Origin of the sequence: Microcoleus sp. Z1_A1, from assembly GCF_036700305.1 — a bacterium.
Lineage (GTDB): Bacteria > Cyanobacteriota > Cyanobacteriia > Cyanobacteriales > Microcoleaceae > Microcoleus.
On the sequence record NZ_JAUBOR010000033.1, the window covers coordinates 23,706 to 46,997 of the forward strand.

Here is a 23,292-nt window from a genome sequence, read left to right on the forward strand (position 1 = left end):
TTTTGACACGGATACACGGATGAATTTAACGGATGAATTTAACTGTGTTTCCCCATTCTCCGAATTTCCTTCTCTCTGCGCCCTCTGTGTTCTCTGCGGTTAAATCAAGAAAAGCTTATTACACCCATGCAAAACTTACAACTTTCCCCACCTCAAACAGCCGCCCAAAACCTATCATACGATCGCACAGACTGGCAGCGCGGCTACGAATCCCAACCCAACGAATCCGACTACTGGATTGACAACATAGAAGGCGAAATCCCCCCCGGCTTGCAAGGCACATTCTTTCGCAACGGGCCCGGATTATTAGATGTCAACGGCCAGCGCATCCACCATCCGTTTGACGGCGACGGGATGGTTTGTGCGATCGCAATATCCGAAGGCCGCGCCCATTTCCGCAACCGATTCGTCCGCACAGAAGGCTATCTCGCCGAACAAAAAGCCGGAAAAATCCTCCACCGAGGCGTTTTCGGCACACAAAAGCCAGGGGGCCCGCTGGCCAACATTTTTGATGTCAAAATCAAAAACATTGCCAACACCAACATCATTTATTGGGGCGACAAACTGCTAGCACTTTGGGAAGCCGCACAGCCCTACAGACTCGACCCCCGCACCCTAGAAACACTCGGCTTAGACACCCTAGACGGCGTTTTACAACCCGGTGAAGCCTTCGCCGCCCACCCCAGAATTGAAAAAGGGAAAAATGGCAAAGGAGACAGATTAGTAAACTTTTCCGTCAAGCCCGGTTTGTCGAGTACCATCACGATTTACGAATTCGACGAAAGCGGCAAACTTTTGCAGCGTCACGCCCATGCAATACCGGGTTTTGCCTTCCTGCACGACATGGTAATTACCCCGAATTACTGCATATTCTTCCAAAATCCCGTCTCATTTAATCCGCTGCTTTTCTTGTTAGGATTTCGGAGTGCATCCCAGTGCATTCAATTTTCGCCAAACAAGCCAACGCAAGCAATTTTAATTCCCCGCAACGGCACTGACGAGGTGAAGATATTAGAAACCGAACCTTGTTTTGTGTTCCACCACTGCAACGCATGGGAAGAAGGAGACGAAGTTTTTGTGGATTCAGTTTGTTACGAATCATTTCCAACTGTAGAAGCAGACGGCGATTTTCGCGAGGTTGATTTTGAGAGCATTCCAGCGGGCGAATTGTGGCGGTTTAAGTTGAATTTGCAAGACAAAACCGTACAGCATCAAGTTGTTGAAACTCGGTGCTGCGAGTTTCCAACTTTGCATCCCAAGAATGTCGGACAACCTTACCGATATCTGTATATCGGTGCTGCGGATGCTCCCACGGGAAATGCTCCTTTGCAAGCTATCCTCAAAATTGATTTCGTGACTGGTGAAAGGCAAATTTGGAGTGCCGCACCGCGTGGTTTTGCGGGGGAACCGGTGTTTGTTCCCCGTGGTTCAGGCGTCTCGCCTGAAGGTGCAACGGCTGAGGATGACGGCTGGCTGCTGGTTTTAATGTATGATGCAGCTAATCATCGATCGACCTTAGTGATTTTAGATGCTCGCGACATTACCAAAGGCCCTGTAGCGCGCTTGCATTTAAAACAGCACATTCCCTACGGCTTGCACGGCAGTTTTACATCAAATGTACTGCTTCCTATCGGTTCGTAGTTTCGCGTTGATTCGCCTGGTTCTTGCGCCGCTCGCCACAGCCCGCCGGGGGTTGAAAACCCCGGCTCACAGCGAAAGTCCTCTAAAAGAGGACTAAAACCAACATTTATTATCGCTCAAGTTTCTTCAGTCGGTTTTAACCGACTTTAGCTATGAGCCAGGGGTTTAAACCCCTGGCGGACTGCGGGAAATACTAACAACATTTTAACACATAAAAATCCCTATTAAATGCAAAGTATCAACAAAGTTAATCTCAAAAAAATACTTATTTTAATTTGCAGTCTGGTCGTAATCTTTGCAATTATCTTATCTATTTACTCTCACAATGCTAACGCCCAAGAGCCTTACAATCCATCTCCAGAAAGCGCTGTAGCGTCGAAAGGCTTGGTTGAGGTAAAAATGACATTAATTGCCGTTGACCCCATTAAAAACGAATTAGAAGCCCGCTTGCAGTTTGAACTCAAAGGTATTTATAAAAAAGGGCCAACTTACCCGGCTCAAGACTTGTTAATGACAGTTAACGGCGCAAATGTACCGGATTCGGAAATTACCTTTAAAGAAGGCAAACCGATGATTGTCCCTGCATTGAAGTTTAACTTAGTCAAAGGGAAAATTAACAATTACCCGTTTGACACCCACATTGCTAAAGTAGCTATTTCGATCGACCCGCTGCCTTCGATTGGGAAAAAGTTTGCTCCCTTTGAACTGAATCCCGTACCTCTGGAATTTAATTTCCATGCCGATGTTCCCGGTTTCGACATCAGTTATAAGCCGATGGAAGAGAATTCATCTATCTTTATTTATATCGATGTTTCTGCAACTCGATCGCTCCCGGTGAAGTTCTTTGCCTTAGTGATTATTGTGATCATGTGGGTGCTGTCAATTATGGCGCTTTTGCTAGCATTAAAAGTGATGAAATCGGGTAAGTTACCGGAAGTAGGAATGCTGAGTTGGACGGGTGTAATGCTATTTGCTTTTCCCGCTATTCGCAATGCTCAACCTGGGGTGCCTCCGGTGGGAACTGCCAGTGATTTTCTGTCGTTTTTTTGGACAGAAATTATAGTTGTGGTGGCGTTGGTGATTATCGGTAGTTGTTGGTTAAAGCGGTATCATCCGCCGATTGAATGATTTGAGATTTTAGATGTTATATTGGAATAATTCACCCGCGACATAAATCAGGGGGCTTGTAGCTTTGATACTTTCAATTAACACCCCAAAGTCAACTGTTAACTAAAATCAAAGATTCAATTTTTGACTTCCAAATTCTCAATATCCTTTGCGGGTACGCCCAAACCGCGCAAGATAGTAAAAGCTATAATTCGATATCCCGATTGATTTGGGTGCACTCCATCTGCAGCCAACAAATTCAGAGTTTTGCCCGCGTGCTTTTGATAAGTGCCGATAACTTCCCGACAAGGCGCATTCAAATCGATAAACAAGCACTGATTCTCTAACGCAATTTCTCGCATCGCGGCAATATACTCTTGCAACCTACGATTTTCTGGGCCGTCGAGAATTTCGCCGATAGGAGTAGGAGAAAGCAGTACAACTCGAATTCCTGCGGCTTTTGCCGCCAGCACCATTTGAGTTATTTTCTCCCGATATTCTGCCAGTGGCACTCCCGTGGGCAACTTGCCTTGCGGATAAAATCGCAGGTTTTGGAAGTCAAAGAAAGCGTGCCAAACGTCGTTGACTCCGACATTAATCATCACTAAATCTGGCTTTTGGTCGATCGCATCTTTCTGGAAGCGCGCTTGCATATCAGTCGCCTTGTTACCGGAGATTCCGGCGTTGACGATTTCGATTTGGCGATCGGGATAAAGGGCATTGAGATAGCGTTGCAGCAGCCAAACGTAACCTCCGGGGTATTTCCCACCCTCGGTGATGCTGTCGCCCACTATCACAATTTTGCGATTGCCGGCGAGCACGTTTTGGATTTCTGGTGGCGGCGTTGCTTGGGATACAGATTCTTTAAACACTGGAATTAAGGAGTGAAGAAGGTTGAAGGCAATAACAGCAGCAATTACGGCGATGGGAAGTCTGATTAAAACTTGCCTCAGCCGGGGTTTGGGACGGGGCGATTCCCTTCGGGATAGCTTCGCTTGACGCGCATTGGGATACACTACGCAGTTTTTTACTAAAAGTCTAACTATTTATCTCTGCAATAATATTATCCATTTCAGGGGTTTTTGTCACTTCTTTCAATAACTCAGTCCTGGACTAACAAAAACCTGGTTTGGACGCAACATCCGAAGTTATAAGCCTTAAGGCATAAACCTGGTTGTTGACCCCGCCTGCGTAAGTTGTACAGGTGAAAATACTGAGGTTTTTGTCGCCCTCATCTATCCGTGTAATTGCCATCACAAAAAAGTTCGCCAAATGTCACATAATTTCTGCTACTTACAGCACAACTTTAGAAGGGGATCGCGGTTTATAATATAGATAACTAGAAAAAAAGGTTTTCAAGCGAGGTTAAAGCAATGGTAGCAAATTCAAATTTTTTATATCCTCAAAATCGTTATTACGGTGAAGTAAAGCCAGAGAATTTAGTATTTAATGCGAATTTACAAGAGTTTTCTCAGCGAGTGGGTTACATCAGTTCCTTGACATCTAACGGTAAAATCTCTGTGGAACAGGCATTTACTCAGATCCAAACACTCTGGGAACAGGTGGAAAAGTCGAAAAAGCAGTTGGGAATTGGCGAACATCCATTTTCAGCTTGAATAATTAGCGCTTGGCTTGGAAGTTGAGTTACACGCCATTGATGCCGATCGATTAATCGAGAGCTTAAGATCAAAAAGTAGCTAGTGGCGATCGACCTTTTTGCCTATGAGTTCCGATTTAGTACCTCTCCTTCCCAAAGTATCCGTCGGCCGCCGCGCCGCGGCACTCTGCATCGACGGAATCGCAGTTTGGCTGCCCAGTTTGCTTCTGGGTACTAATGCGATCGTCCAAACCATATTTTTTGTCCTGCTGTGGCTGATCATGCGCGTAGCCATCGTCAGGAAAAACCAAGGTCAAAGTCTCGGGCGCTGGGCTTTGGACATGAAAATTGTCGATCCCAGATTCCAACGGACTCCCGGAGTGCAAAAACTGTGCAAGCGCGAGGCATTGCTGGGCTTTTGCGCGGCCTTAGCCTTCGCAGGTATAGGTGGACTCACATCTACCAACGCCGCCGTCTTGCTGCTGATGCTGCCCCTGGCGATCGACTGTAGCGTAGCCCTCACCTCCGCCGAAAGGTTTCCCCAAGCTTTCCACGATCGCATCGGCGGGACGATCGTAGTTGGAACCCGCCGTGGCTACTCCCTCGACATCAAAGTTAGAAGATTGCTTGACCAAGTGCAGAGAAATGTGAGAAGATAATAAATTGTGTTTAAATTAGTCGAAATTTATTTAGAATTATGGCTAAAGGCGTCCGCATCATAATTACTCTAGAGTGTACTGAGTGCCGTACAAACGTAAGCAAACGCTCAAAAGGCGTGTCTCGGTACACCACCACCAAGAACCGTCGCAACACGACGGCGCGGCTGGAACTCAAAAAGTTCTGCCCCCATTGCAACAGCCACACTGCCCACAAAGAGATCAAGTAGCGATTAGTCATTAGTCCTTAGTCATCAGTCATCAGTTGTTGGCAATTGATATTGATCGGCGAAAAGCAGATAATTAACCAATGCTTTCCTGACGGCTAGCAACTAACGGCTAATAACTAAAAACTCACAATCAACAGTCAACAAACAACAGTCAACAAACAACAAACCATGACTTACTTTCGCCGGCGCGTTTCGCCCATCAAACCAGGAGACCCGATCGACTACAAAGATGTAGATTTGCTCAAAAAATACGTCACAGAACGCGGTAAAATTTTGCCCCGCCGGATTACCGGTTTGACGGCAAAACAGCAGCGAGACCTGACCAGAAGCATCAAAAGAGCAAGAATTGTAGCTTTGATGCCCTTCGTAAACCAAGAAGGTTAACAGGATTTGGGATTTTGGGTTTTAGATTTTGGACTGGGAATAAGACTTGCGCGAGAACAACGTCTTTCTGTCATTAATAGTGCAGCAAGAATGCAGCGAAATAATCGCGAAATAAGATTAAGAGTCGCAGCAGCGCAAGTCTTAATCACAAGTCAAAAGTTAAAAAAAAAGCAAGAATAAAGAAAAACTTTTTAGATTTTAACTTTCACAATTGACCAGAAAAATTGCCAACATCCAAAATCTAAAATCGCAAGCTCGAAACTCGATAAGTGGCTACTGTAAAAATCCAAAATCTCAAATATAAAGCTGGCAAGTGGAGAAGGGAACGTTAGTAGAATTTAGAGTGCACGGCGACCGCCGTCTGGCAGTTGCCGATCGCCCCGACGGCAAGAAAAACTGGGTCGTGGTAGACGAAAACGGTCAACCGCACAGCATACCGCCCAAACAAATCAGCTACGAAGTAGTCGGAGAAACTTACAAACCCTCCGACATTCCCAAATTTCTCAAAGAAGTAGAAGCCTACTCAGATCCGTCGAGTTTGGAAGTCGCTTGGGAACTTTTAGTCGGTGACGGAGAAACAGCAGATCCCGAATCCCTGGCAATGCTGCTATTTTCTGAGAGTAGTGCGGCCCAGTGTTACGCGGCGTACTGTTTGCTGTCAACAGATAAACTGTATTTCAAACAAAAGGGCGATCGCTACGAACCGCGATCGGCAGCCCAAGTAGCCGAAATCAAACACCAGCAAGAAGTAGAACAGCAGCGACACCAAGAATCCCAAGGATTTTGGGATCGAGTCAAACAGCGGCTGGCAGGGGAAAATGTAGATTGGGAAAATAGCGATCGAACTCGCCTCGACGCCCTAGAACGCTTTGCCATCCTCGGAGAAGAAGCAACGCACCGCACCCCAGCCTTAGAAACTTTAGCCAGCTTACAACGATCCGAAAACCCCGAAGCAGCCTTTAGCCTCCTAGTCGATCTAGGCCTCTGGAGTACCCACGAAAACCTGTTTTTGCGGCGAAGCCAAATTCCCCTACAATTCTCCGCAAAGGTATTAGAAGTGGCCCAACGCTGCCTAGAAAATCCCCCAACCGACTCGGACACAAATCGTCTCGATTTAACTCACCTCAAGGTTTACACGATCGACGACGAAAGCACCACCGAAATCGACGACGGCCTCAGCTTAGAATTCCTCGAAAACGGCCAGCAGCGGATCTGGATACACATCGCCGATCCCACCCGCTTGCTTTCCCCCGGAGACGAACTCGACCTCGAAGCCAGAAAGCGCACCACTACGGTTTACCTGCCCACGGGAATGATCTCCATGTTTCCCCCAGCTTTGGCAACCGGGCCGATGAGTTTAATTCAAGGCAAAGAGTGCAGCGCCCTCAGCTTCAGCGTCACCTTAGACGAAATCGGCGCGGCTCAAGATTACAGCATCCACATCAGCACCATAAAACCCACCTACCGCTTGACATACGATGACGTAGACGAAATGCTGGAGTTGGGAATCGAAGCAGAACCAGAAATAGCAGCGATCGCCTCTGCGGCCAAACTGCGCCAAAAATGGCGGGAAGCCCAAGGCGCAATCAGCATTTTCATGCCAGAATCCGTCATCAAAGTCAACGGCGACGACATCAAAATCCACGTCATCGACGACTCCACCGCCCGGATGCTAGTCGCCGAAATGATGATTTTAGCCGGCGAACTAGCCGCCCGCTACGGTCAAGCTCACAGCCTGCCCATACCCTACCGCTATCAGCCACAGCCCGAACTCCCTCCCGATGAAGAATTGCTAGCCGTGCCTGCAGGCCCCGCCCGCGCTTGCGCCGTGCGTCGGTGTATGCCCCGCAGCGAAATGGGCCTCACCCCCGGACGCCACGCAGGCTTGGGTTTGGAATTATACACTCAAGTTACTTCCCCGATCCGCCGCTATACCGATTTGCTGACTCACTTCCAAATCAAAGCCCACCTGCGAGGCGAACCACTACCTTTTTCCGCTGAAGAAATACAGGACATTGTGATGTGTCTCGGCACCGCAGTTAAAGAAGCATCCACCGTCGAACGCCAAACCAACCGCTATTGGGGATTGGAATATTTGCGGCGCAACCCCGATGAAGTTTGGGAAGCCTTAATGCTTCGCTGGCTGAGGGAAGACAGCAATCTCGGATTGATTTTATTGGAAGATTTGGGTTTAGAATTGGCAATGCGATTTGGTCGATCGGTGGCAATAGGCGATCGGTTTGAAGTCAAAGTCACTCACTGCGATCCGCGATCGGATGTCATTAACTTCCAAGAAATGATATTTGAAGCCGCACAATAGGATTTTAGATTTTAGATTTTAGATTTGGGATTGCAAAAATCTGTGTTGAAGGCTGAAACTGAGGATAAATCACCTTTTTAGTCGAGTTTCCCATCTCCTCGCATCCCCTTTGTCAAGGGCAGGGGGGTAAAAAAGATGATGGGTTCATATCTAGTCCTGTAAAATAATCGTAATTCTTGTGTGGGCGGGTTTACCCCCAAGTTGTAATATAAGCCAGAAATCCCGTAAACTCGCCCCGACGAAAATATTGGGGTCGATCGACTCGACATGATATCCGATCCCAGACAGGTAATACTTTTGACATTAAATTGACACGACACGCTTTGCTATATCCTCTCTTCCTCCGTGTCCTCTGCGTCCTCTGCGGTTAATAAAACAAACTTCAGCATTCTCAAAATTGGAAGTTTTCACCCCAACCTAGTAATCTAAAATCTAAAATTTAAAATTTAAAATCGCACAATGCCCAATTCAATTAGCCAAGTTCAGCCACCGCTGGAATTCATACCCCCAGCCTACAACCCCCTAGTGATGCAAGGTTGTAAGCAAATACTCCCCTGGTGGCTGCGATTTCGGACGAGTATCAGCCACGTTCAAGCCGAAAACGTCGAAACCCTCGCCGAACTATTCCACCAATTTCAAAATCAGAAAGTTCGCTTCTTGCTAGCCTTCCGCCACCCCAACTCAGACGATCCCTACTGTTTGGGACAACTAATTTGGAAACTCGTTCCCCAGGCGGCGCGGGCCAAAGGCATTCCCCTGCAATCCCCGGTACATTCCCACTTTATCTACGATCGCGGCATTCCCCTGTGGGCCGGTGCGGGAGTCGGCTGGCTTTATTCCCAACTCGGTGGCACTCCGATCGTTCGCGGTAAGATCGATCGCGCCGGATTGCGATCGGCCCGCGATTTATTTGCCAACAGCCAATTCCCGATCGCCGCCGCCCCAGAAGGCGCTACCAACGGTCACAATGAAATAGTGAGCCCCCTCGAACCGGGAATTGCTCAAATGGGTTTCTGGTGCGTTGAAGATTTGCTAAAAGCCGCACGCACTGAAAAAGTTTTAATTGTGCCGATCGGCATTCAATACCGCTATGTCAATCCACCTTGGCAACCCCTAGAAAAACTTTTAACTCAATTAGAAATTGATTGCGGACTGCCACCCTTAGAACGCACCGATATCGCTAATTTAGAGACGGCAAATTCCGATTCCGAAAACCAAAATCATAAATTCCAATATCTACGCCTGATTCGACTTGGCGGTCATTTGCTAGCAGTAATGGAAGAGTTTTACAGCCGTTTTTATCATAAGCAAATACAGTCATCTACATCTAGTTTAACATCATTATTTCCCCCCAAAATAACGGCAAATGATTCGGACAATGAAGTAATGATTGCTCGACTGAAAGCTTTGTTAGACGTGGGTTTGCAAGTAGCCGAAGAATATTTTAACTTAAAGCCCAAAGGCAGTTTAATAGACCGCTGCCGCCGTCTGGAACAAGCAGGCTGGGAGTATATCTATCGAGAAGATATCAAAGATATTGCAGCACTTTCTCCCTTAGAAAGAGGATTAGCCGATCGCCTCGCTGAGGAAGCAAGTCTTCGGATGTGGCACATGAGACTTGTAGAAAGTTTCGTATCCGTCACGGGCAGGTACGTCGCAGAACAACTGACAGCAGAACGTTTGGCAGAAACAACTTTACTGCTGTGGGACGTACTGGCTCGCATCAAAGGGGGAAATCCTTTCGGCAGACCGAAGTTGGGCAAACAGCAGGTACAAATGACCGTGGGCGAACCCATATCAGTGAGCGATCGTTGGGAGGGATATCAAACCAGCCGCAGGTTAGCAGTTGCCGAACTCACTCAAGACTTGCAATCAGCTTTAGAAGCAATGATTAAATCGTGAACAAACCTGACTGTCAACTGAGTACAGTTAGACCGCAGGCTTCTTTTTCTTTTTTTTCAAAGGCTTTTTATAGTGAGGTAGTTCCACCCCCACTTGCTAATATATTATCAGAGTATTTCCAGATTATCAAGGGATATACAGAAATAATTGTCGCTTTGGGTACCTACACCCGACGAGCCTTTCATCCCAAGGAGTAATTTCCAACGGGGTACTTCGCGCAGCGCTCAGATTAATCCCCTTTAAATATACCGAGGGACTTCCCGGCTGGTAGTTAATTACTCAGATAAACAAGAGCTTCTAGGGAAGAAGGAATATATATTTTTCTTCACGACTTTTTTTTGTCGTGAATTATAAACAGATTGTTATAGACTTTGGGAATAGGTCTAATGAACCGCAAACCCTCACTCGACAATGAACCAATAAAAATTAACGATGACTAACAAACCTATCGATTTGTCTACTAACTCAATTAAAGTAAAACTGCTAAATAATTTAGCGCAGGAATTGCTCACACCACTCACTTCTGTCCTCGGCATGGCAAGTGTGTTGAAACAAGAAATTTATGGCCCCTTAACGAGCAAGCAAAAAGAATATATTGACGTGATCCAAGACAGCAGCCGCTCTTTGCGATCGCTAGTTGAAGAAATTTTGGAACTGGCAGAACTAGATGATTCCGCTTTCACATTGAAGCGAACCGCAGTCGATATAGAAACTCTGTCCCAGCAGGTTGTGACAATCCTGTCCTCGGCGGCAAGTAGACGAGAGCAAGAAATTAATTTGTCGATGGGGCCCGGGTCGCGCATCTGGTTGGTAGATAAAGATAAGGTTCAGCAAATGCTGCACCACTTAATTTTTAGCATTATTCAATCTGCTGGGGCAGGCAGCGTGATTCGAGTCCACGTTTCTCGGAAAGAAGACGGTATCAACATCGGAGTGTGGGTTTTTCATCCTTGGTTAGGGGAAAGTTTGCCCCATGCTAAACTCTACACCGACTACTTGTTGAAGGCCGGATCTGGTAGCGGTTCGCCATCGAACTCCGAAACCGACTCTCCCGGAGAACCGCAACTCCCGACACAGGGTTCGCAGCGATTAACGCTGGCGTTTTCTGAGTTGGCGGCTTTGGCGGCGCAGAATGCAGAGGATAGTGCACCAGTGTTAGCTGGTTACGGGGCGCGCGAACGCTTGGGGCTGCTGCTTTGCTGCCAATTGGTGGAAATTCAAGGCGGCCAACTCTCGATTCAAGGAACCCCGGAATCTGGATATCGCTACGTGCTCTGGCTGCCTTGCACAAATGCTACGGAATTGTTGGAAGGCTAAAGAAGGAAGAAGGAAGTTCGGCAACGGATTTTCTAACGGATGTAACGGATGGAAAGAAGAAGGAAGATGAAACAAGTCATTTGTTAATTAATACTGAGATGTTGCACTATTCTCAATAAGGCTTTTAGGCGCGGGCTCGCGTGTCCCCCCACAATAAATTTATTCTTTGTGGATCCGACAAGAAAAGCCTTAAGAGAGAATAGTCCAAGATGGGAGTTACTACCAATTGTCGATGCTTTTAGACTCAATTCCCAATTCCCGATTCCCAATTTCCAATTACCAATAATCAATCTAAAAATGAATTCAGTTTGGCAACAGTTAACTCTGGCAAATTTGCCGCTCTCTCAGTGGCAAAGTAGAAGTTATTTATTCAATTTGGCGATCGGCTCTTTACGCAGTTGGCGGCAGAGTAGCTGGCTGATGCAGTGGGCAGAACCCTTGGGTTTTGTTTTGCTGGCCTTGACTTTCGGTTTGGCGCCGTTTGTAAACAATGCCTTGGTGGGGGTGTTGATGGCGGCTAGCGCTGCATTTTGGGTGCTGCTAACTGTTTCGGACGATCGCCCGATCGCCTTGAGGCCGATTTACTTGCTGGTACTGCTGTACTGGGGCATAGCCACCGTCGCAACGGCGATGTCGCCGGTGAAAGTCGCCGCTGCTACTGGTTGGAGCAAGCTAACCCTGTATTTGCTGTTTTTTGCGCTGATGGCTCGGATCTTGCGAGATCCCCGTTGGCGATCGTGGTTAATTGCCGTATTTTTGAACGTCTCTCTAGTTGTCAGTTTCTACGGCGTGCGGCAGTGGATTGACAAAGTGCCGCCATTAGCTACTTGGAACGATCCGACTTCTACTCAAGCCAATGTCACGCGAGTTTACAGCTTTCTGGGAAATCCTAACTTGCTTGGTTCCTATTTGCTGCCAGCCATTGCATTGAGCGCTGCCGCACTTTTTGTGTGGAAAGGATGGGGAACAAAAATTTTAGCGCTGACGATGCTGGTGGTGAATTGCGCGTGTTTGCGCTACACGGATAGCCGGGGTGCTTGGATCGGTTTTGTGGCTCTACTGGTGGTATTTTTAGTGCTGCTGTGGTACTGGTACAGCCCTTTGATGCCTCGGTTCTGGCGAACTTGGGCGCTGCCGTTAGGGTTAGGAGGTTTGGCTGGGGCGTTAATTTTAGGAGTGGCTTTAGTGGAGCCTCTGCGCGATCGAGTTTCGAGTATGTTTATTGGTCGAGGTGACAGCAGTAACAATTTTCGGATTAATGTGTGGACGGCGGTGATTGACATGATTCGCGATCGGCCAATTCTGGGAATCGGGCCGGGAAACACTGCTTTTAATAAAGTTTACCCGCTTTATATGAAGCCGAGATTCACTGCTTTGAGCGCTTACTCGGTGCTGCTGGAAATTGTGGTAGAAACCGGTTTTATCGGTTTAATGTGTTTCCTGTGGCTGATGACTGTCACCGTCAATCATGGTTTGTTGCAGATCAAAAATCTGCGGGATGCACAATTTAACATCTCTAATTTAGAGGAAGAATCCCAAAATCCCAAATCTCAAATCCAAAATCTCAAATCGAATCAGGGGTTTTGGTTGATTGGGGCGATCGCCACTTTAGCAGGCATGATGGCCCACGGTTTTGTCGATACAGTTTGGTACCGGCCGGAAGTTAATATGCTTTGGTGGTTGATGGTGGCGATTATTGCTAGTTTTTACAGCACCTCGCACCAGCAGCAAGATTCAGCTTTGACGGAGGGCGAGTAGATAGAATTGCTGGCGGGGTTTTATCCCCGCCCGGTGGCAGGGCGGTTTCATTCTCAGGGAAATAATCGTTTTGTAGGGGTAGTGCCAAGAATGCCTACCCCCTCCACGAATGATCAAATCGATGTTTCAAATATCGGGAATCTTCACCAGGGTTTGTCCCTTGGTCGAATGAAACAGCCCTGCGCCCGGTGTGGATGCCAGCAATAGCCTAGACAGCAATGATTAAGAGTTATAACAGTTCCAAAAAAGAATGCAGCTTTATGCAAGCTGCAAACCATTATCGCCATAAGTTATTTCCAATTCTTCAATTCTTAATCTCACATCTCAAATGCTATAAGGTGCGGACGGCGCACCCTGCATACTTACTACTACATACTACATACCTGTTGCTGTAAAGTGGTGATGGTACACTCTACAAAATTTATTGAAAATAACTCTTATTCTTCGCTCTCCGGAGTCATGATGAATCTCGGACACGCATATTTTCCACCATTTCTATCTCTGCACTGTCGCATCGACTGATCCGAACTCAACAGCATTTCGACTGATTGATTAAGGGCAGGTTTAACAGTCGCAGGAGTTGGCACTGCTTTTGAGGCTTGACTTAGCTCCAGTACCGTTATAATTGCCAGTATGGTTGATGAAAGCAAAACTGTGCGTTTCATTTTTTTGTTTTTTCCTCGTTTAATCGTTGACGTGCCATCCCTATCCATATATCCTCATCGAATTCTTGAGAATCCGCATACTTTAGACAAATTTTCCACTGCGGCAGCGCTTCCTTCGTATTTTTTATCTTTTCTAGGACTTGCGCTTTTAAGCAGTAAGTTGCTGGCCCTTCACTATCAATTTTAATCGCTTCATCCAGATGCTGCAATGCCTCTGAATATCGACCCTGTTCCAGGCGAGCCCATCCCAAGTTTTTGAGTAAAGAATATTTTACTCGATCGTCCTCAGCTAATTTCAAACCTTGCCACAGGAAGTGAACTGCAGCCGGATAGTTTTTTTTATCGACTATATATAACCTAGCCAGGTTGCTGTAAGCAGCAGGCAGACCGAGTTTTGCAGCTTGCAGATATTTTTCTCGGGCGCACTCTAAATCTTGCACCTCTTCGCAAAGCCATCCTAAATTGTAAAGAGCTGTGCGGCTTTTTGGATCTACCCAGAGCGCTAACTCATATGCTTGTTGAGTATCAGCGAATCGATTGGCTTTGTAGTTTTCAAAAGCCCTATTATTAAAAAAAGATGCCAGCTCCGGCAACCCAATTTGCCAGCCGCCAAAGCCTACTGCTAGCATCAGCAAGAAGGCTCCCCACTTGGAGTTATTATGCTTTTTTACTGGCTCTTTCATGGCATTGAAAATGTTAGCTAATGGTGTCATTTTTAGCATTTTTTAACTTGAGAGTTGGGCGATATTTTTTGACCAGATTTAATTGCCACCCTAATGGCATATAATCTTACGAAATGACTCAGGTTTGAGTCCCTTTCTTATAAGAGTTTGTGAGTCCACAGCCGAATGCTTGGGTAATGTTCCCACTACCCAGAGGTATTCGAGCATAGGTTAACCATTCCTGAGACTCCACAAGCCATCCGGATATTTTCAGAAAAAAAGAACCGGGAAGCAGAAAGCAGATAGAACTCTTCTCCTTGTCTAAGTAATAATACTTAGGCAGCAGTCGATCGACAGTATGCGACTGTATGAGGAGATACAGCGTATTCCAGGTTTATGAAGTGTAGAGGGACTTACCCTGGGCCGTTTCCCTACGGGGAGCGAACGAGCTGGGGTTTAGTTAATCAACATAGAATTTGCTGTAAGGAATGAGAATTAAATAACTTCCACTCTTGAAAGTGGGATGGGCTCTTATAGCCCGTCATGAGTGGACGGGCTATAAGAGCCCATCCCACAATAACAATTAAAATTGTAAGTTATTTAATTCGCGATCCTAAGATGGACTGCGGTGAAATAACTCTAATTAAGTTTGTAGTGACGATGGAAGTCCTCAACCTCCTCCCTTGAGGATTTTGAAAAATATTATAATGAGTCATGAACCGAAATCGATTTAAAATAGCCAATCATTAATCAGCAATCACCCATCATGAACCACTAATGACTCCTGACTAATAAACATCTCCATAAATTAAATTTCTACCTTCCAGTAGCAAAGGTTTGAGTTTATTTTTTGGAGATGTCTAATAACTAATGACTAATGACTAAAATTGCTTCATCGCTCTTTCCATATCCCGCTTATCTTCGCGTTTCTTCAAATCTTCGCGCTTGTCGTACAGTTTTTTCCCTTTACCCAAACCGATATCCAGTTTTACCCAGCCGCCTTTCAAATACATTTTTAACGGCACTAAAGTCAAGCCTTTTTCTTCGACTTTGCCGATTAATTTGCGAATTTCCTGCTTGTGCATCAGCAATTTACGAGTGCGGCGGGGTTCGTGATTAAAATAGTTGCTAGCACTTCTCCAAGGCGAAATGTGAACGTTGATCAGCCACAGTTCCCCGTTCCGAACTAAACCATATCCGTCGCGCAAATTGGCTTTTCCTTCCCGAATAGATTTGACTTCGGTGCCCTTCAACTCGATTCCCACTTGGTATGTCTCTATAATTTCATAGAGATGGCGCGCTTGTCGGTTATCGCTAACAATTTTGTATCCTGGACTTTTTTCGCTCATTTTTACCTCCGATAAAATTAATTATTATAACGCTAGCTTCTCTGTAGAGAAAATCGAAGCTTGACAAAACTTAAATAATCGGTCTGGACATTACCAATTTGGCTGAGCTAAGATGTCACCAACGTGAATATCAAGCGGTATCATGCAGCGCACCAATATCACTGATTCTGCAATTCCAGATTCTGTTACTCCTCATCCTGCGGTTAATTTGGTTTGGCTGGCTCCTTTTTTGCTGGCGCTTGCTTGGTTTTGGGCCAATATCTCGGCTGTTAAGTGGCTGTTATCCTCGTTTGTTGAGATACCCACACTATATAAAATAGTAATTGGCTTTCTGATTGTAGCATTAGTAGTGCGATCGAGCGGGAACTCCGCTCGCCCCTTCGGATTTTCACCCAATTTCGTTTTAAGGCGAGATCCGCTGCTGTTAATGTTGGGTGCGGGTATTTGCTCGATCGCCCTTCAGTACATAATTGATATCAAACAAGTTACTGTCCTGCTATTTATCCTCGGAACTTACGGGCTGTGCGGCTTATTGGTGGATTCCAACTTTTGGCGAAAAAACTTACCAATTGCGGGCTTGCTTGCTTGTATTTTACCATTTAATAGTCAGTTGAATAGCGGCTTAGGTTTGCCCGCGCGAGTCCTCACTGCTCAGGTAGTAGAACAGTTGCTTTCTCTGCTGCACATTGGGGCTATTTCTTCTTACGATATTATCATTTTGGAAAACGGCATCGCTCAGGTTGACGTGCCTTGCAGCGGCATTAAAACTCTCTTAGTGGGAACGCTATTTTTGCTTGCTGCTACCTGGCTAGAAGGGCGTAAATTGAGTTTAAAATGGCTAGCAGTCGGCGCTGCTAATCTCTTAATGTTGGTATGTGCTAACGCTGCGCGGGTTGCCGTGTTAGTCCTGGTTTCAGAAGTTTTTCAACAGCCCAACATAGCACAAATTATGCACGTTCCTCTGGGAATTGTCGGTTTAGTATGTGCTTGTTTTGTGACGTGGTTAATGCTGCAACGAGTACCGAAATTTCAGCCAGAAAAAACCAGCGGTACTTCTGCAAAACCCAACTCAGAAAGACTACAAAATCACCCTTTAGCAAAACCCGGAATAATTGCAGCAGTCACAGTTTTGGCAATAATGGCTCAACTGTCTCATGTAGAAACGTCAAAAATGGCGATCGCACCTTTAACATTACCTGAATACATTAAATCAGAGTCGATTTCCCTGAATCCTAGCGAACAAAAATTCTTTGGCAACTATCCAGACACGCAAACACAAAAAATCAGATTTGTCGCCGGCAACTTGCGCGGTTCCATGCTCACCGTAGCGAGCACATCCTGGCAAACTTATCACGCCCCCGAGTTGTGTTTTGTAGCGAGCGGAATTCCCGTCAATGGCATAGAAAAAAAACAACTAACTCCTTCCGTAACAGCGCGCTGGCTGTCTCTCAAAAACAACCAATTATCAGCAGCATACTGGCTGCAATCTGCACAGCTAACTACAGATAACTTCATGTCCCGTATCGGCAGCGACCTTACCCACAAAAACCACAATTGGGTGCTAGTTTCCATTTTATTTGACAGTTCGCTACAAGCCGAGAATCAGGAAGTAAAAGAGTTTGCTGGTAACGTCTACGATACCGTTAAACAAAGCTTACAAGGAGAAATAAATGAAAATTAAACAGGTGTTTGATGGAGTTTTTAAAACAATTTTTTGGCTGTGGAATTTGACATTTTTATCGATTGTTTACTTGGGAATTTTGCCTATTCTAGGAGTGCCATTAATTAAGGCGACAATCGATGGCACTATCCCCCTAGAGTTTTCTTTGACGATGGCAGCTACGATCGCAGTACCCACTGTATGTACAGTAATAGGAGCTAGGCGTTTTGGCAAGCAACCCCTACAGCTAATGCGTTGGTTTTACGGCGTAGAAGCACCGCTATTTTTGCTGTGTTTGCTCCGCTTGTTCCTGCTGCGAGAACTCACCCCAGCTAGTTCTCAAATCATCGCTACTATTGCTTTGTGCATTGCAGCATTTTCAGTGGAAATGCTGTACGGATATCTGGGTAAAAGAGAAAATGTGCAAAATATTTTCGATTCCCAGAATTCCCATAATAAACAGCCTCGTATTTTCAACTTAATCGGAGAAAAGCGAAGTGCGTGGCTGCAATTAGGATGTCACAGTTTAATGGTAGTAGTTGGGGTTTGGGCGGCAACATTGCTGATTTATTACGCTGTACCTGTGGCATGGTATACACTTTATGGATTCTTATTTTTCGTCATTCAATTTTTCAAGTTTACCTGGGTTTCACCATTTCTGGAGATGTTTCAATACGGGGCATGGGCCTCGGCTTTAATTTGGATACCGCTATCGTTTATATTGTTTGGTTTAACCTGTAGCTTATTCGTTGTCATGCCTTCGCTGTACGGCTTTCTCTACATTCATTCCGGCCGAAAAATATGGCAGAGTTTTGCGGCACAATACGGCAAAAATAAAGCGATAATTGGAAGTTTGGGAGTCATAGCAGCTTGGCTGGCTATTTTCTCGGCTTTGCAGCAGCAGCCACAAGTTGCAGTAATGAAAATGCTGGCGACTCCCCCCGCAAATGACACGGTTCGCCAAACTTTATTAGCCAAGTCTGATATGATTCGATCCGGCTTAGTTAACGCTTATTTGTCCCCTTACCGCTACCTGAGCACGGTAGGAGAAAACAACCACATTTATGAGATATACAAAAATATTTGGATTTTCCCTGACGCAGCGGCTCAAACCTTGCAGAACAGCTATAATTTTTTAATGTCGCCGTTTTTGTATCAAGGCTCTAGTGCTGATGTGGAAAAAGCAGAAAAACTCTACGGCGAATTCTTCGATACGGAACTGCAAAAAGGCGACACAGAAGCAGTAAAACACGCGGTGCAGTCAACCTCAAATCGTGAAGAAGCGAAAGCCGGTTTGCTGAATGTCAATCAGGAAAAAGTATGGTTGCAGTCGCAAGAAGTTACAGTCAAAGAAAACGGCGACTGGGCTGACGTTCAACTCTACGAAGTTTACAAAAATCAAACGCCGAACTTGCAAGAAGTATTCTACTACTTTTCCCTGCCGGAAAGCGCCGCAGTTACAGGAGTTTGGCTGGGAGATACTGGCGATTTAAACAAACGTTTTGTATTTACGGTATCGCCTCGCGGTGCAGCCCAACAAGTCTACAATCAACAGGTAGTAGAAAGAGTCGATCCGGCTTTGCTAGAACAAATTGGCCCCAAACAATACCGCTTGCGGGCTTTTCCAATCCCGGCTAAACGAGAATTCACCCAAACAGAAGGGCCAACGGAAATGCACCTGTGGCTTACTTACAAAGTCATGCGCCAGCCCCAGGGTTGGGCGATGCCTGTTTTGGCTGAAAAACGCAACATTTTTTGGAACCAAAATACTCGCCGCACGATCGCCGGAAAAGAGGTAAAATACAGTCGCAAAGAAGCAAGAGAAACTTGGCTACCACACTTTTTGCCCGCAGTCGCACAGCAACCGCTAACCGTGCAGCAGGCGATTCTACCGGGAGGAAATATCATTTCTGCTAAGCCGTTGGCTGATGCAAATTACTCGCTACCGCAAGGCAAGAAATTTGCAGTTATTCTCGATACTTCCCGCAGCATGGCGGCGGAAAGTAAGGAAGTAAAAGAGACTTTTGAATGGTTGAAAGCTAATGCAGCAGGCAAAAATGGTGTTGATGTGTATGTCGCCAGCGCTGCGGGAATGCCACCTAAGTTTGTGGAAGATGTACGCAATTTCGATGCGGCAAAGGTGACATTTTATGGTACAATCCAGCTCAAAGATATGCTGCAACAGTTTGCACAGTTGCGGGGCGATAAAAGTTACGATAATGTATTTTTGGTGAGCGATCGCCACAGTTATGAATTGTCGGACGATCGCAAACTTAAACTTTCCATCTCTTCACCCCTATGGACAGTGCATTTGGGAGGTTTGCCCCCCGGCTACGACGACGCAACATTGAAGGCTATTCAAGATAGCGGTGGCGGAGTTTCTACAGATATGAAAGAGGCGATGCAGCGAGTAGCAACGACAGCAGCTTCGGGCGAATCTACAGTTAGCGTTGTTGACGGCTATGCTTGGAGTTATGCCAAAAATTCCAAATCAGAAAAGACACTCAAATCGGGGGCTGTTACAGAGCTAAAAGATACCGGAAATGAAGGGTTTAAACCCATAGCTGCGCGGCAGTTGATAACTGCACTTAGCAAGCAGAAAAATTCAAATCAATTGACGCAATTGGATGCGATGCACGCAGTAGCTAAAAATTTCAAAGTGGTGACTCCGTATTCTTCGATGATTGTGTTAGTTAATGACGCGCAAAGGGAGCAGCTAAAGGCAGCGGAAGCTAAGAGCGATCGATTTGACAGAGAGGTAGAATCGGGTAAGGAACAGTTGAGTAAGCCGAATAATCCTCTGAATGTTTCGGGGGTTCCTGAACCCGAAGAATGGCTGCTGTTGACGGTAGGTGCGATCGGGCTTTTGGCAGTTTTTCTCCGTCAGCGGCGCGCGAAAACGGTATAAAGTACACATGGGCGCAGAAACCGGGTTTTTACCTAATTTAGGGTGTGTAACAAAGTATTTCGTAAAAAACCCGGTTTCTTTGTCGGAGTCCGTAAGTCCTGACTAATTTATTTCTACAAAAACTCGATCGCCCTCAATCTTTACCGGATAAGATTCCAGGGAATCGGCGGGTGCATTCAAACATTTACCCGTATCTAATTTGTACTGATATTTGTGAAACGGACAGGTAATGATACCGTTGCTGACTTTACCCATGTCGATCGGATATTCTAAATGAGTGCAAGCATTGCGGTAACAAGTGACATTCATGCCTTGACGGTTCAAAATCACTGAAGTTTCGTCAACTTTTACCTTCAAGACACCCCATTCGGGAACTTGATTTAGCGCTGTTATTTCTAGCCACATATAATCTTCCTCGCTTTAAATAAATTATTGCAAATTCATGGGCGATCGTCCTTGAATGCAGCAAGGGCGATCGGTGGGGCGCTCTCCACACCTGAGAACCTAACCGTTTTCCTCGCCATTTCCCAGGTACAACCTGACGAATTCATCAGCCGCCTCCCGATTGAATGTCTGCAACGCTTGCTTAATCGCAAATACCGCCTCAGCGGATGGATCTCGTTCTTCACTCACCCAACGGCTAACGTTTGAGCGATCGATTTCCATCTTTGCCGCCAATTGATATTGACTGATATCGTATGCCTCTAATATTTTTTTGAGGGCTTTACCTGCTCTTGCCATGTTCCCGATTTTGTCAGAGAGTCATGCTCCTGTAAACGTTGCTGATTGTCATCTAGGGCGCTACACTAAGGTAGGAGCGAGATCATCCCGTGCCAGTTATGCTTGAGATAGACTAAACAAATAGCGATTGTGGACATTAACCAGCAAAAAGAACAGTTCAGTTATGCGTATATTTATGCAGTTGCTGCCTCGGCTGGCTACTCCTTCCAGATAGCAGCTAGACCATTAGATTTTGACGGCATCGATATCATTCTTGCTGGCGGTATGGGAAGTGGAATTATTCGATATCCCCGACTTGAACTCCAGGTAAAATGCACATCTAGGGATGTGATTGGACAGGAAGCAATTAGATATCCGCTCGAAGTCAAGAACTACAATGAATTGAAAGTAGAAAATATTCATACTCCCCGACTGTTAATCCTTGTAGTCGTACCCGACAATTTAGACAATTGGCTAATCCAATCTCAACAGGAACTTTGCCTGAAATATTGCGGTTATTGGGTTTCTCTGCGAGGTCAACCCCCAACCCAGAATCAAACCACTGTTACAATTTCCATACCCAGACAGAATATCTTTAATGTAAATGCTCTTACCACCCTCATGCAGCTAATAGAAGCAGGCGAAACTCTATGATAGTCACCGTTCGAGATCCCGAAATTCTCAAAAATCTACAGCCAGAAATTGTGCGTACTTACCTCGAAACGCATTGCTGGCAAGAAGTGCGACAAATTGACGATAAAGCTTCTCTCTGGAATCGCCACAGCGAAACCTCAGAAGAGTTAGAGATTCTGCTACCATTAAAACCAGAATTTTTAGACTTTCCCCGCCGGATGGCTGAAGTTTTACAAACCCTAGAAATTGCTGAAAATCGTTCCCAGATCGAAATCCTCAGCAATCTCTTGACATCAGCTCCTAACATTACCATTCAAGGCATAGTTACCAACTTGCAAGAAGGATTATCAGCAGGAAAATTAACTTTGACGGGCGTTATTGTTGGCAAGCTGCGGCGCATTCAGTTAGAACTAGCAGAACCAGTCTACGAACTGGCAGTCAAAGCTTATCAAGCCAGAATTCCGGTTATTTGTCAAGGCAATTTAGTTAAACAAGGTCGCTCTTTTTTACTGCAAAATACCCATCACTTTACATTAGATTTAGATGCCTGGTTGGAATGAATGCTATGTACTATAATCCAATACGGTTCAGTTAAGGAAAATTGTAGCGGAAATGTTGGGTGGAGTGAAACGGAGGGTTCGTTCCACGGGCCCAACCTACGCACGATCGGTTTTTTTAGCACTAACTGAACCGTATTGTACTATAATCAACCTAAAGAGCGATTGTGAAAGGATTTTCATAAAATAATTAATGTCTTTATTCTTGAGCACGTCCATGAATTGGGAGATGACCGCGAAGACTTAAAAATTATCGGTATTTATTCGACTAAAACATTAGCCGAATCTGCTAAGGCAAGAATGCTCTCCCAACCCGGTTTTATAGATGCTCCAGAAGGCTTTCATATAAGCTGTTATCCCTTAGATAAAGACCACTGGAACGACGGCTATGTCACTGTTTATTATTCTGATTCTTAACCTTTTCCCTACGGATGAATCTGACTCAAAATCACCCTCAACCTGTCATAATCATCCTTCAACAAAACACTCAAACTCCTCCCCGCTTCCACCAACCAAGATCGATCGCGCATCCGCAACTGATAAATCTCCCGAATCGCCGCCGCCGTCAGCGCCTCCACCGGCGCATTAGTCACACCCAGCAGCGTCCTCAAAAAATCCAACTGCACCGTAAAATCAATCACCTCATCCGGTTCGCAGCGATAAACCGCCTGGTGAATTTGCGGCGGGCGCGGCGGCAAATACTGATAAATTTTACCCCTCGATGGGCCGTGACCGTTCAACCTTTCCGGCGCAGCCTCAAACCCCACAATCGCCACTCGAAACTCGGTTTTTAGCATCGCAAAAATCTGCGGTTGTTCTTCCCGCAACTCTTCGAGGGACAAACCCAAAGCGCGAGCTCTGTGCACCGAGTCGATCGGGCTAGTCGTAGCGTAATAAACCACGCCGTAAATTTGATTTTTCGACTCTTCATCCTCGGCCTTCACCCAACTCCCAAAAGGCGGCATCACGGGAAAACTTAAATCTTCCGGTTCCAAACATTGAGCCAAAAACTCCGAAGTTGCCGTCTCGATCACCTCAGCAATGCGATCGGGATGGCGCTCTTTTGTAGCAAATTGGGGTAAAGGTAAACGCATAGTTTTAGTGATTAGTCATTAGTTATTAGTCATCAGTCATTAGTCATTAGTTTTGTGTTAGTTATCAATGCTATTGGGTCAGTGGCATAGACTTGGGTACTTTGGCAATTAAAGGAATTACGAATAACTTCT

At 45.8% G+C, this 23,292-nt stretch carries 22 protein-coding genes; 15 read left to right on the top strand and 7 right to left on the bottom strand.

The features are described from left to right. Positions 1-126 precede the first annotated feature (126 nt). Together QT973_RS20035 and QT973_RS20040 are read left to right on the top strand one after the other, a co-directional pair. Complete coding sequence (locus QT973_RS20035) at positions 127-1,641, top strand: carotenoid oxygenase family protein (protein WP_333212162.1); 1,515 nt, start codon at positions 127-129, stop codon at positions 1,639-1,641. Positions 1,642-1,869: 228 nt separating this feature from the next. Next, on the top strand, positions 1,870-2,769 hold the full coding sequence (locus QT973_RS20040; protein ID WP_333057223.1) for a DUF4436 family protein: 900 nt from the start codon (positions 1,870-1,872) through the stop codon (positions 2,767-2,769). Positions 2,770-2,885: 116 nt separating this feature from the next. Here the strand turns inward: QT973_RS20040 and QT973_RS20045 are convergent, their stop codons facing one another. Continuing rightward, positions 2,886-3,620, bottom strand: coding sequence for an SGNH/GDSL hydrolase family protein (locus tag QT973_RS20045; protein ID WP_333274174.1), 735 nt, complete (start codon positions 3,618-3,620; stop codon positions 2,886-2,888). A 501-nt stretch (positions 3,621-4,121) separates the two neighbouring features. On the opposite strand from QT973_RS20045, the gene QT973_RS20050 reads away from it, so the two are divergent. The 8 genes from QT973_RS20050 to QT973_RS20085 all read left to right on the top strand — a co-directional run bounded on the left by QT973_RS20050 (position 4,122) and on the right by QT973_RS20085 (position 12,912). Beyond that, complete coding sequence (locus tag QT973_RS20050) at positions 4,122-4,364, top strand: DUF7219 family protein (protein WP_333057225.1); 243 nt, start codon at positions 4,122-4,124, stop codon at positions 4,362-4,364. 106 nt (positions 4,365-4,470) lie between these two features. After that, on the top strand, positions 4,471-5,004 hold the full coding sequence (locus QT973_RS20055) for an RDD family protein (protein WP_333392044.1): 534 nt from the start codon (positions 4,471-4,473) through the stop codon (positions 5,002-5,004). 38 nt (positions 5,005-5,042) lie between these two features. Further along, entirely contained in the window at positions 5,043-5,231 is a 189-nt protein-coding gene (gene rpmG, locus QT973_RS20060) for a 50S ribosomal protein L33 (protein ID WP_006631376.1), read from the top strand. 168 nt (positions 5,232-5,399) lie between these two features. Then, positions 5,400-5,615 carry a 30S ribosomal protein S18 gene (gene rpsR, locus QT973_RS20065; protein ID WP_006631377.1) on the top strand — a complete coding sequence of 72 codons (216 nt, stop codon included), beginning with the start codon at positions 5,400-5,402 and terminating at the stop codon, positions 5,613-5,615. Between the two features lie 313 nt (positions 5,616-5,928). Continuing rightward, positions 5,929-7,935 carry a ribonuclease R family protein gene (locus tag QT973_RS20070; protein ID WP_333057227.1) on the top strand — a complete coding sequence of 669 codons (2,007 nt, stop codon included), beginning with the start codon at positions 5,929-5,931 and terminating at the stop codon, positions 7,933-7,935. A 459-nt stretch (positions 7,936-8,394) separates the two neighbouring features. Further along, positions 8,395-9,837 carry a 1-acyl-sn-glycerol-3-phosphate acyltransferase gene (locus tag QT973_RS20075; RefSeq protein ID WP_333057228.1) on the top strand — a complete coding sequence of 481 codons (1,443 nt, stop codon included), beginning with the start codon at positions 8,395-8,397 and terminating at the stop codon, positions 9,835-9,837. Between the two features lie 432 nt (positions 9,838-10,269). After that, positions 10,270-11,154 (top strand): histidine kinase dimerization/phospho-acceptor domain-containing protein, encoded by an 885-nt coding sequence (locus QT973_RS20080; protein ID WP_333057229.1) that lies wholly within the window; start codon positions 10,270-10,272, stop codon positions 11,152-11,154. 297 nt (positions 11,155-11,451) lie between these two features. Then, positions 11,452-12,912 (top strand): IctB family putative bicarbonate transporter, encoded by a 1,461-nt coding sequence (locus QT973_RS20085; RefSeq protein WP_333057231.1) that lies wholly within the window; start codon positions 11,452-11,454, stop codon positions 12,910-12,912. A gap of 437 nt (positions 12,913-13,349) precedes the next feature. On the opposite strand, the gene QT973_RS20090 is transcribed toward QT973_RS20085, so the two are convergent. The 3 genes from QT973_RS20090 to smpB form a co-directional block, all read right to left on the bottom strand. Then, positions 13,350-13,577 (bottom strand): Osc7112_2153 family protein, encoded by a 228-nt coding sequence (locus tag QT973_RS20090; RefSeq protein WP_333057233.1) that lies wholly within the window; start codon positions 13,575-13,577, stop codon positions 13,350-13,352. After that, positions 13,574-14,290: a tetratricopeptide repeat protein gene (locus tag QT973_RS20095; RefSeq protein ID WP_333057234.1), complete on the bottom strand. Its 717-nt coding sequence runs from the start codon at positions 14,288-14,290 to the stop codon at positions 13,574-13,576. The genes QT973_RS20090 and QT973_RS20095 overlap by 4 nt, the downstream gene beginning before the upstream one ends. Before the next feature lie 830 nt (positions 14,291-15,120). Beyond that, on the bottom strand, positions 15,121-15,588 hold the full coding sequence (gene smpB, locus QT973_RS20100; protein WP_006631384.1) for an SsrA-binding protein SmpB: 468 nt from the start codon (positions 15,586-15,588) through the stop codon (positions 15,121-15,123). Between the two features lie 142 nt (positions 15,589-15,730). Here smpB and xrtO point away from each other — a divergent pair, with 142 nt between their 5' ends. Continuing rightward, on the top strand, positions 15,731-17,269 hold the full coding sequence (gene xrtO / locus QT973_RS20105) for an exosortase O (protein WP_333392047.1): 1,539 nt from the start codon (positions 15,731-15,733) through the stop codon (positions 17,267-17,269). After that, entirely contained in the window at positions 17,259-20,156 is a 2,898-nt protein-coding gene (locus QT973_RS20110; RefSeq protein ID WP_333392049.1) for a TIGR02921 family PEP-CTERM protein, read from the top strand. The genes xrtO and QT973_RS20110 overlap by 11 nt, the downstream gene beginning before the upstream one ends. 102 nt (positions 20,157-20,258) lie before the next feature. Here QT973_RS20110 and QT973_RS20115 read toward each other — a convergent pair whose 3' ends face one another. Together QT973_RS20115 and QT973_RS20120 are read right to left on the bottom strand one after the other, a co-directional pair. After that, entirely contained in the window at positions 20,259-20,561 is a 303-nt protein-coding gene (locus tag QT973_RS20115) for a Rieske (2Fe-2S) protein (protein WP_333057237.1), read from the bottom strand. A 99-nt stretch (positions 20,562-20,660) separates the two neighbouring features. Continuing rightward, positions 20,661-20,897, bottom strand: coding sequence for a helix-turn-helix transcriptional regulator (locus tag QT973_RS20120; protein ID WP_333057238.1), 237 nt, complete (start codon positions 20,895-20,897; stop codon positions 20,661-20,663). Positions 20,898-21,026: 129 nt separating this feature from the next. Here QT973_RS20120 and QT973_RS20125 point away from each other — a divergent pair, with 129 nt between their 5' ends. The 3 genes from QT973_RS20125 (at position 21,027) to QT973_RS20135 (ending at position 22,483) form a co-directional block, all read left to right on the top strand. Then, positions 21,027-21,530, top strand: a complete 504-nt coding sequence (locus tag QT973_RS20125) for a DUF4365 domain-containing protein (RefSeq protein WP_333057240.1) — start codon at positions 21,027-21,029, stop codon at positions 21,528-21,530. Next, positions 21,527-22,069 carry a hypothetical protein gene (locus QT973_RS20130; RefSeq protein ID WP_333057241.1) on the top strand — a complete coding sequence of 181 codons (543 nt, stop codon included), beginning with the start codon at positions 21,527-21,529 and terminating at the stop codon, positions 22,067-22,069. Before QT973_RS20125 ends, QT973_RS20130 begins: the two co-directional genes overlap by 4 nt. Positions 22,070-22,267: 198 nt before the next feature. After that, positions 22,268-22,483, top strand: a complete 216-nt coding sequence (locus QT973_RS20135) for a DUF7336 domain-containing protein (RefSeq protein WP_445251582.1) — start codon at positions 22,268-22,270, stop codon at positions 22,481-22,483. A gap of 8 nt (positions 22,484-22,491) precedes the next feature. Here the strand turns inward: QT973_RS20135 and QT973_RS20140 are convergent, their stop codons facing one another. Next, positions 22,492-23,160 (bottom strand): HAS-barrel domain-containing protein, encoded by a 669-nt coding sequence (locus tag QT973_RS20140; RefSeq protein ID WP_190736623.1) that lies wholly within the window; start codon positions 23,158-23,160, stop codon positions 22,492-22,494. Between the last annotated feature and the right edge of the window lie 132 nt (positions 23,161-23,292).

Coding starts and splice junctions, on each gene's coding strand:
- QT973_RS20035 (WP_333212162.1), top strand. CDS start 127: ATGCAAAACTTACAACTTTCCCCACCTCAAACAGCCGCCCAAAACCTA.
- QT973_RS20040 (WP_333057223.1), top strand. CDS start 1,870: ATGCAAAGTATCAACAAAGTTAATCTCAAAAAAATACTTATTTTAATT.
- QT973_RS20050 (WP_333057225.1), top strand. CDS start 4,122: ATGGTAGCAAATTCAAATTTTTTATATCCTCAAAATCGTTATTACGGT.
- QT973_RS20055 (WP_333392044.1), top strand. CDS start 4,471: ATGAGTTCCGATTTAGTACCTCTCCTTCCCAAAGTATCCGTCGGCCGC.
- rpmG (WP_006631376.1), top strand. CDS start 5,043: ATGGCTAAAGGCGTCCGCATCATAATTACTCTAGAGTGTACTGAGTGC.
- rpsR (WP_006631377.1), top strand. CDS start 5,400: ATGACTTACTTTCGCCGGCGCGTTTCGCCCATCAAACCAGGAGACCCG.
- QT973_RS20075 (WP_333057228.1), top strand. CDS start 8,395: ATGCCCAATTCAATTAGCCAAGTTCAGCCACCGCTGGAATTCATACCC.
- QT973_RS20080 (WP_333057229.1), top strand. CDS start 10,270: ATGACTAACAAACCTATCGATTTGTCTACTAACTCAATTAAAGTAAAA.
- QT973_RS20085 (WP_333057231.1), top strand. CDS start 11,452: ATGAATTCAGTTTGGCAACAGTTAACTCTGGCAAATTTGCCGCTCTCT.
- QT973_RS20090 (WP_333057233.1), bottom strand. CDS start 13,577: ATGAAACGCACAGTTTTGCTTTCATCAACCATACTGGCAATTATAACG.
- QT973_RS20095 (WP_333057234.1), bottom strand. CDS start 14,290: ATGACACCATTAGCTAACATTTTCAATGCCATGAAAGAGCCAGTAAAA.
- smpB (WP_006631384.1), bottom strand. CDS start 15,588: ATGAGCGAAAAAAGTCCAGGATACAAAATTGTTAGCGATAACCGACAA.
- xrtO (WP_333392047.1), top strand. CDS start 15,731: ATGCAGCGCACCAATATCACTGATTCTGCAATTCCAGATTCTGTTACT.
- QT973_RS20110 (WP_333392049.1), top strand. CDS start 17,259: ATGAAAATTAAACAGGTGTTTGATGGAGTTTTTAAAACAATTTTTTGG.
- QT973_RS20115 (WP_333057237.1), bottom strand. CDS start 20,561: ATGTGGCTAGAAATAACAGCGCTAAATCAAGTTCCCGAATGGGGTGTC.
- QT973_RS20120 (WP_333057238.1), bottom strand. CDS start 20,897: ATGGCAAGAGCAGGTAAAGCCCTCAAAAAAATATTAGAGGCATACGAT.
- QT973_RS20130 (WP_333057241.1), top strand. CDS start 21,527: ATGATAGTCACCGTTCGAGATCCCGAAATTCTCAAAAATCTACAGCCA.
- QT973_RS20140 (WP_190736623.1), bottom strand. CDS start 23,160: ATGCGTTTACCTTTACCCCAATTTGCTACAAAAGAGCGCCATCCCGAT.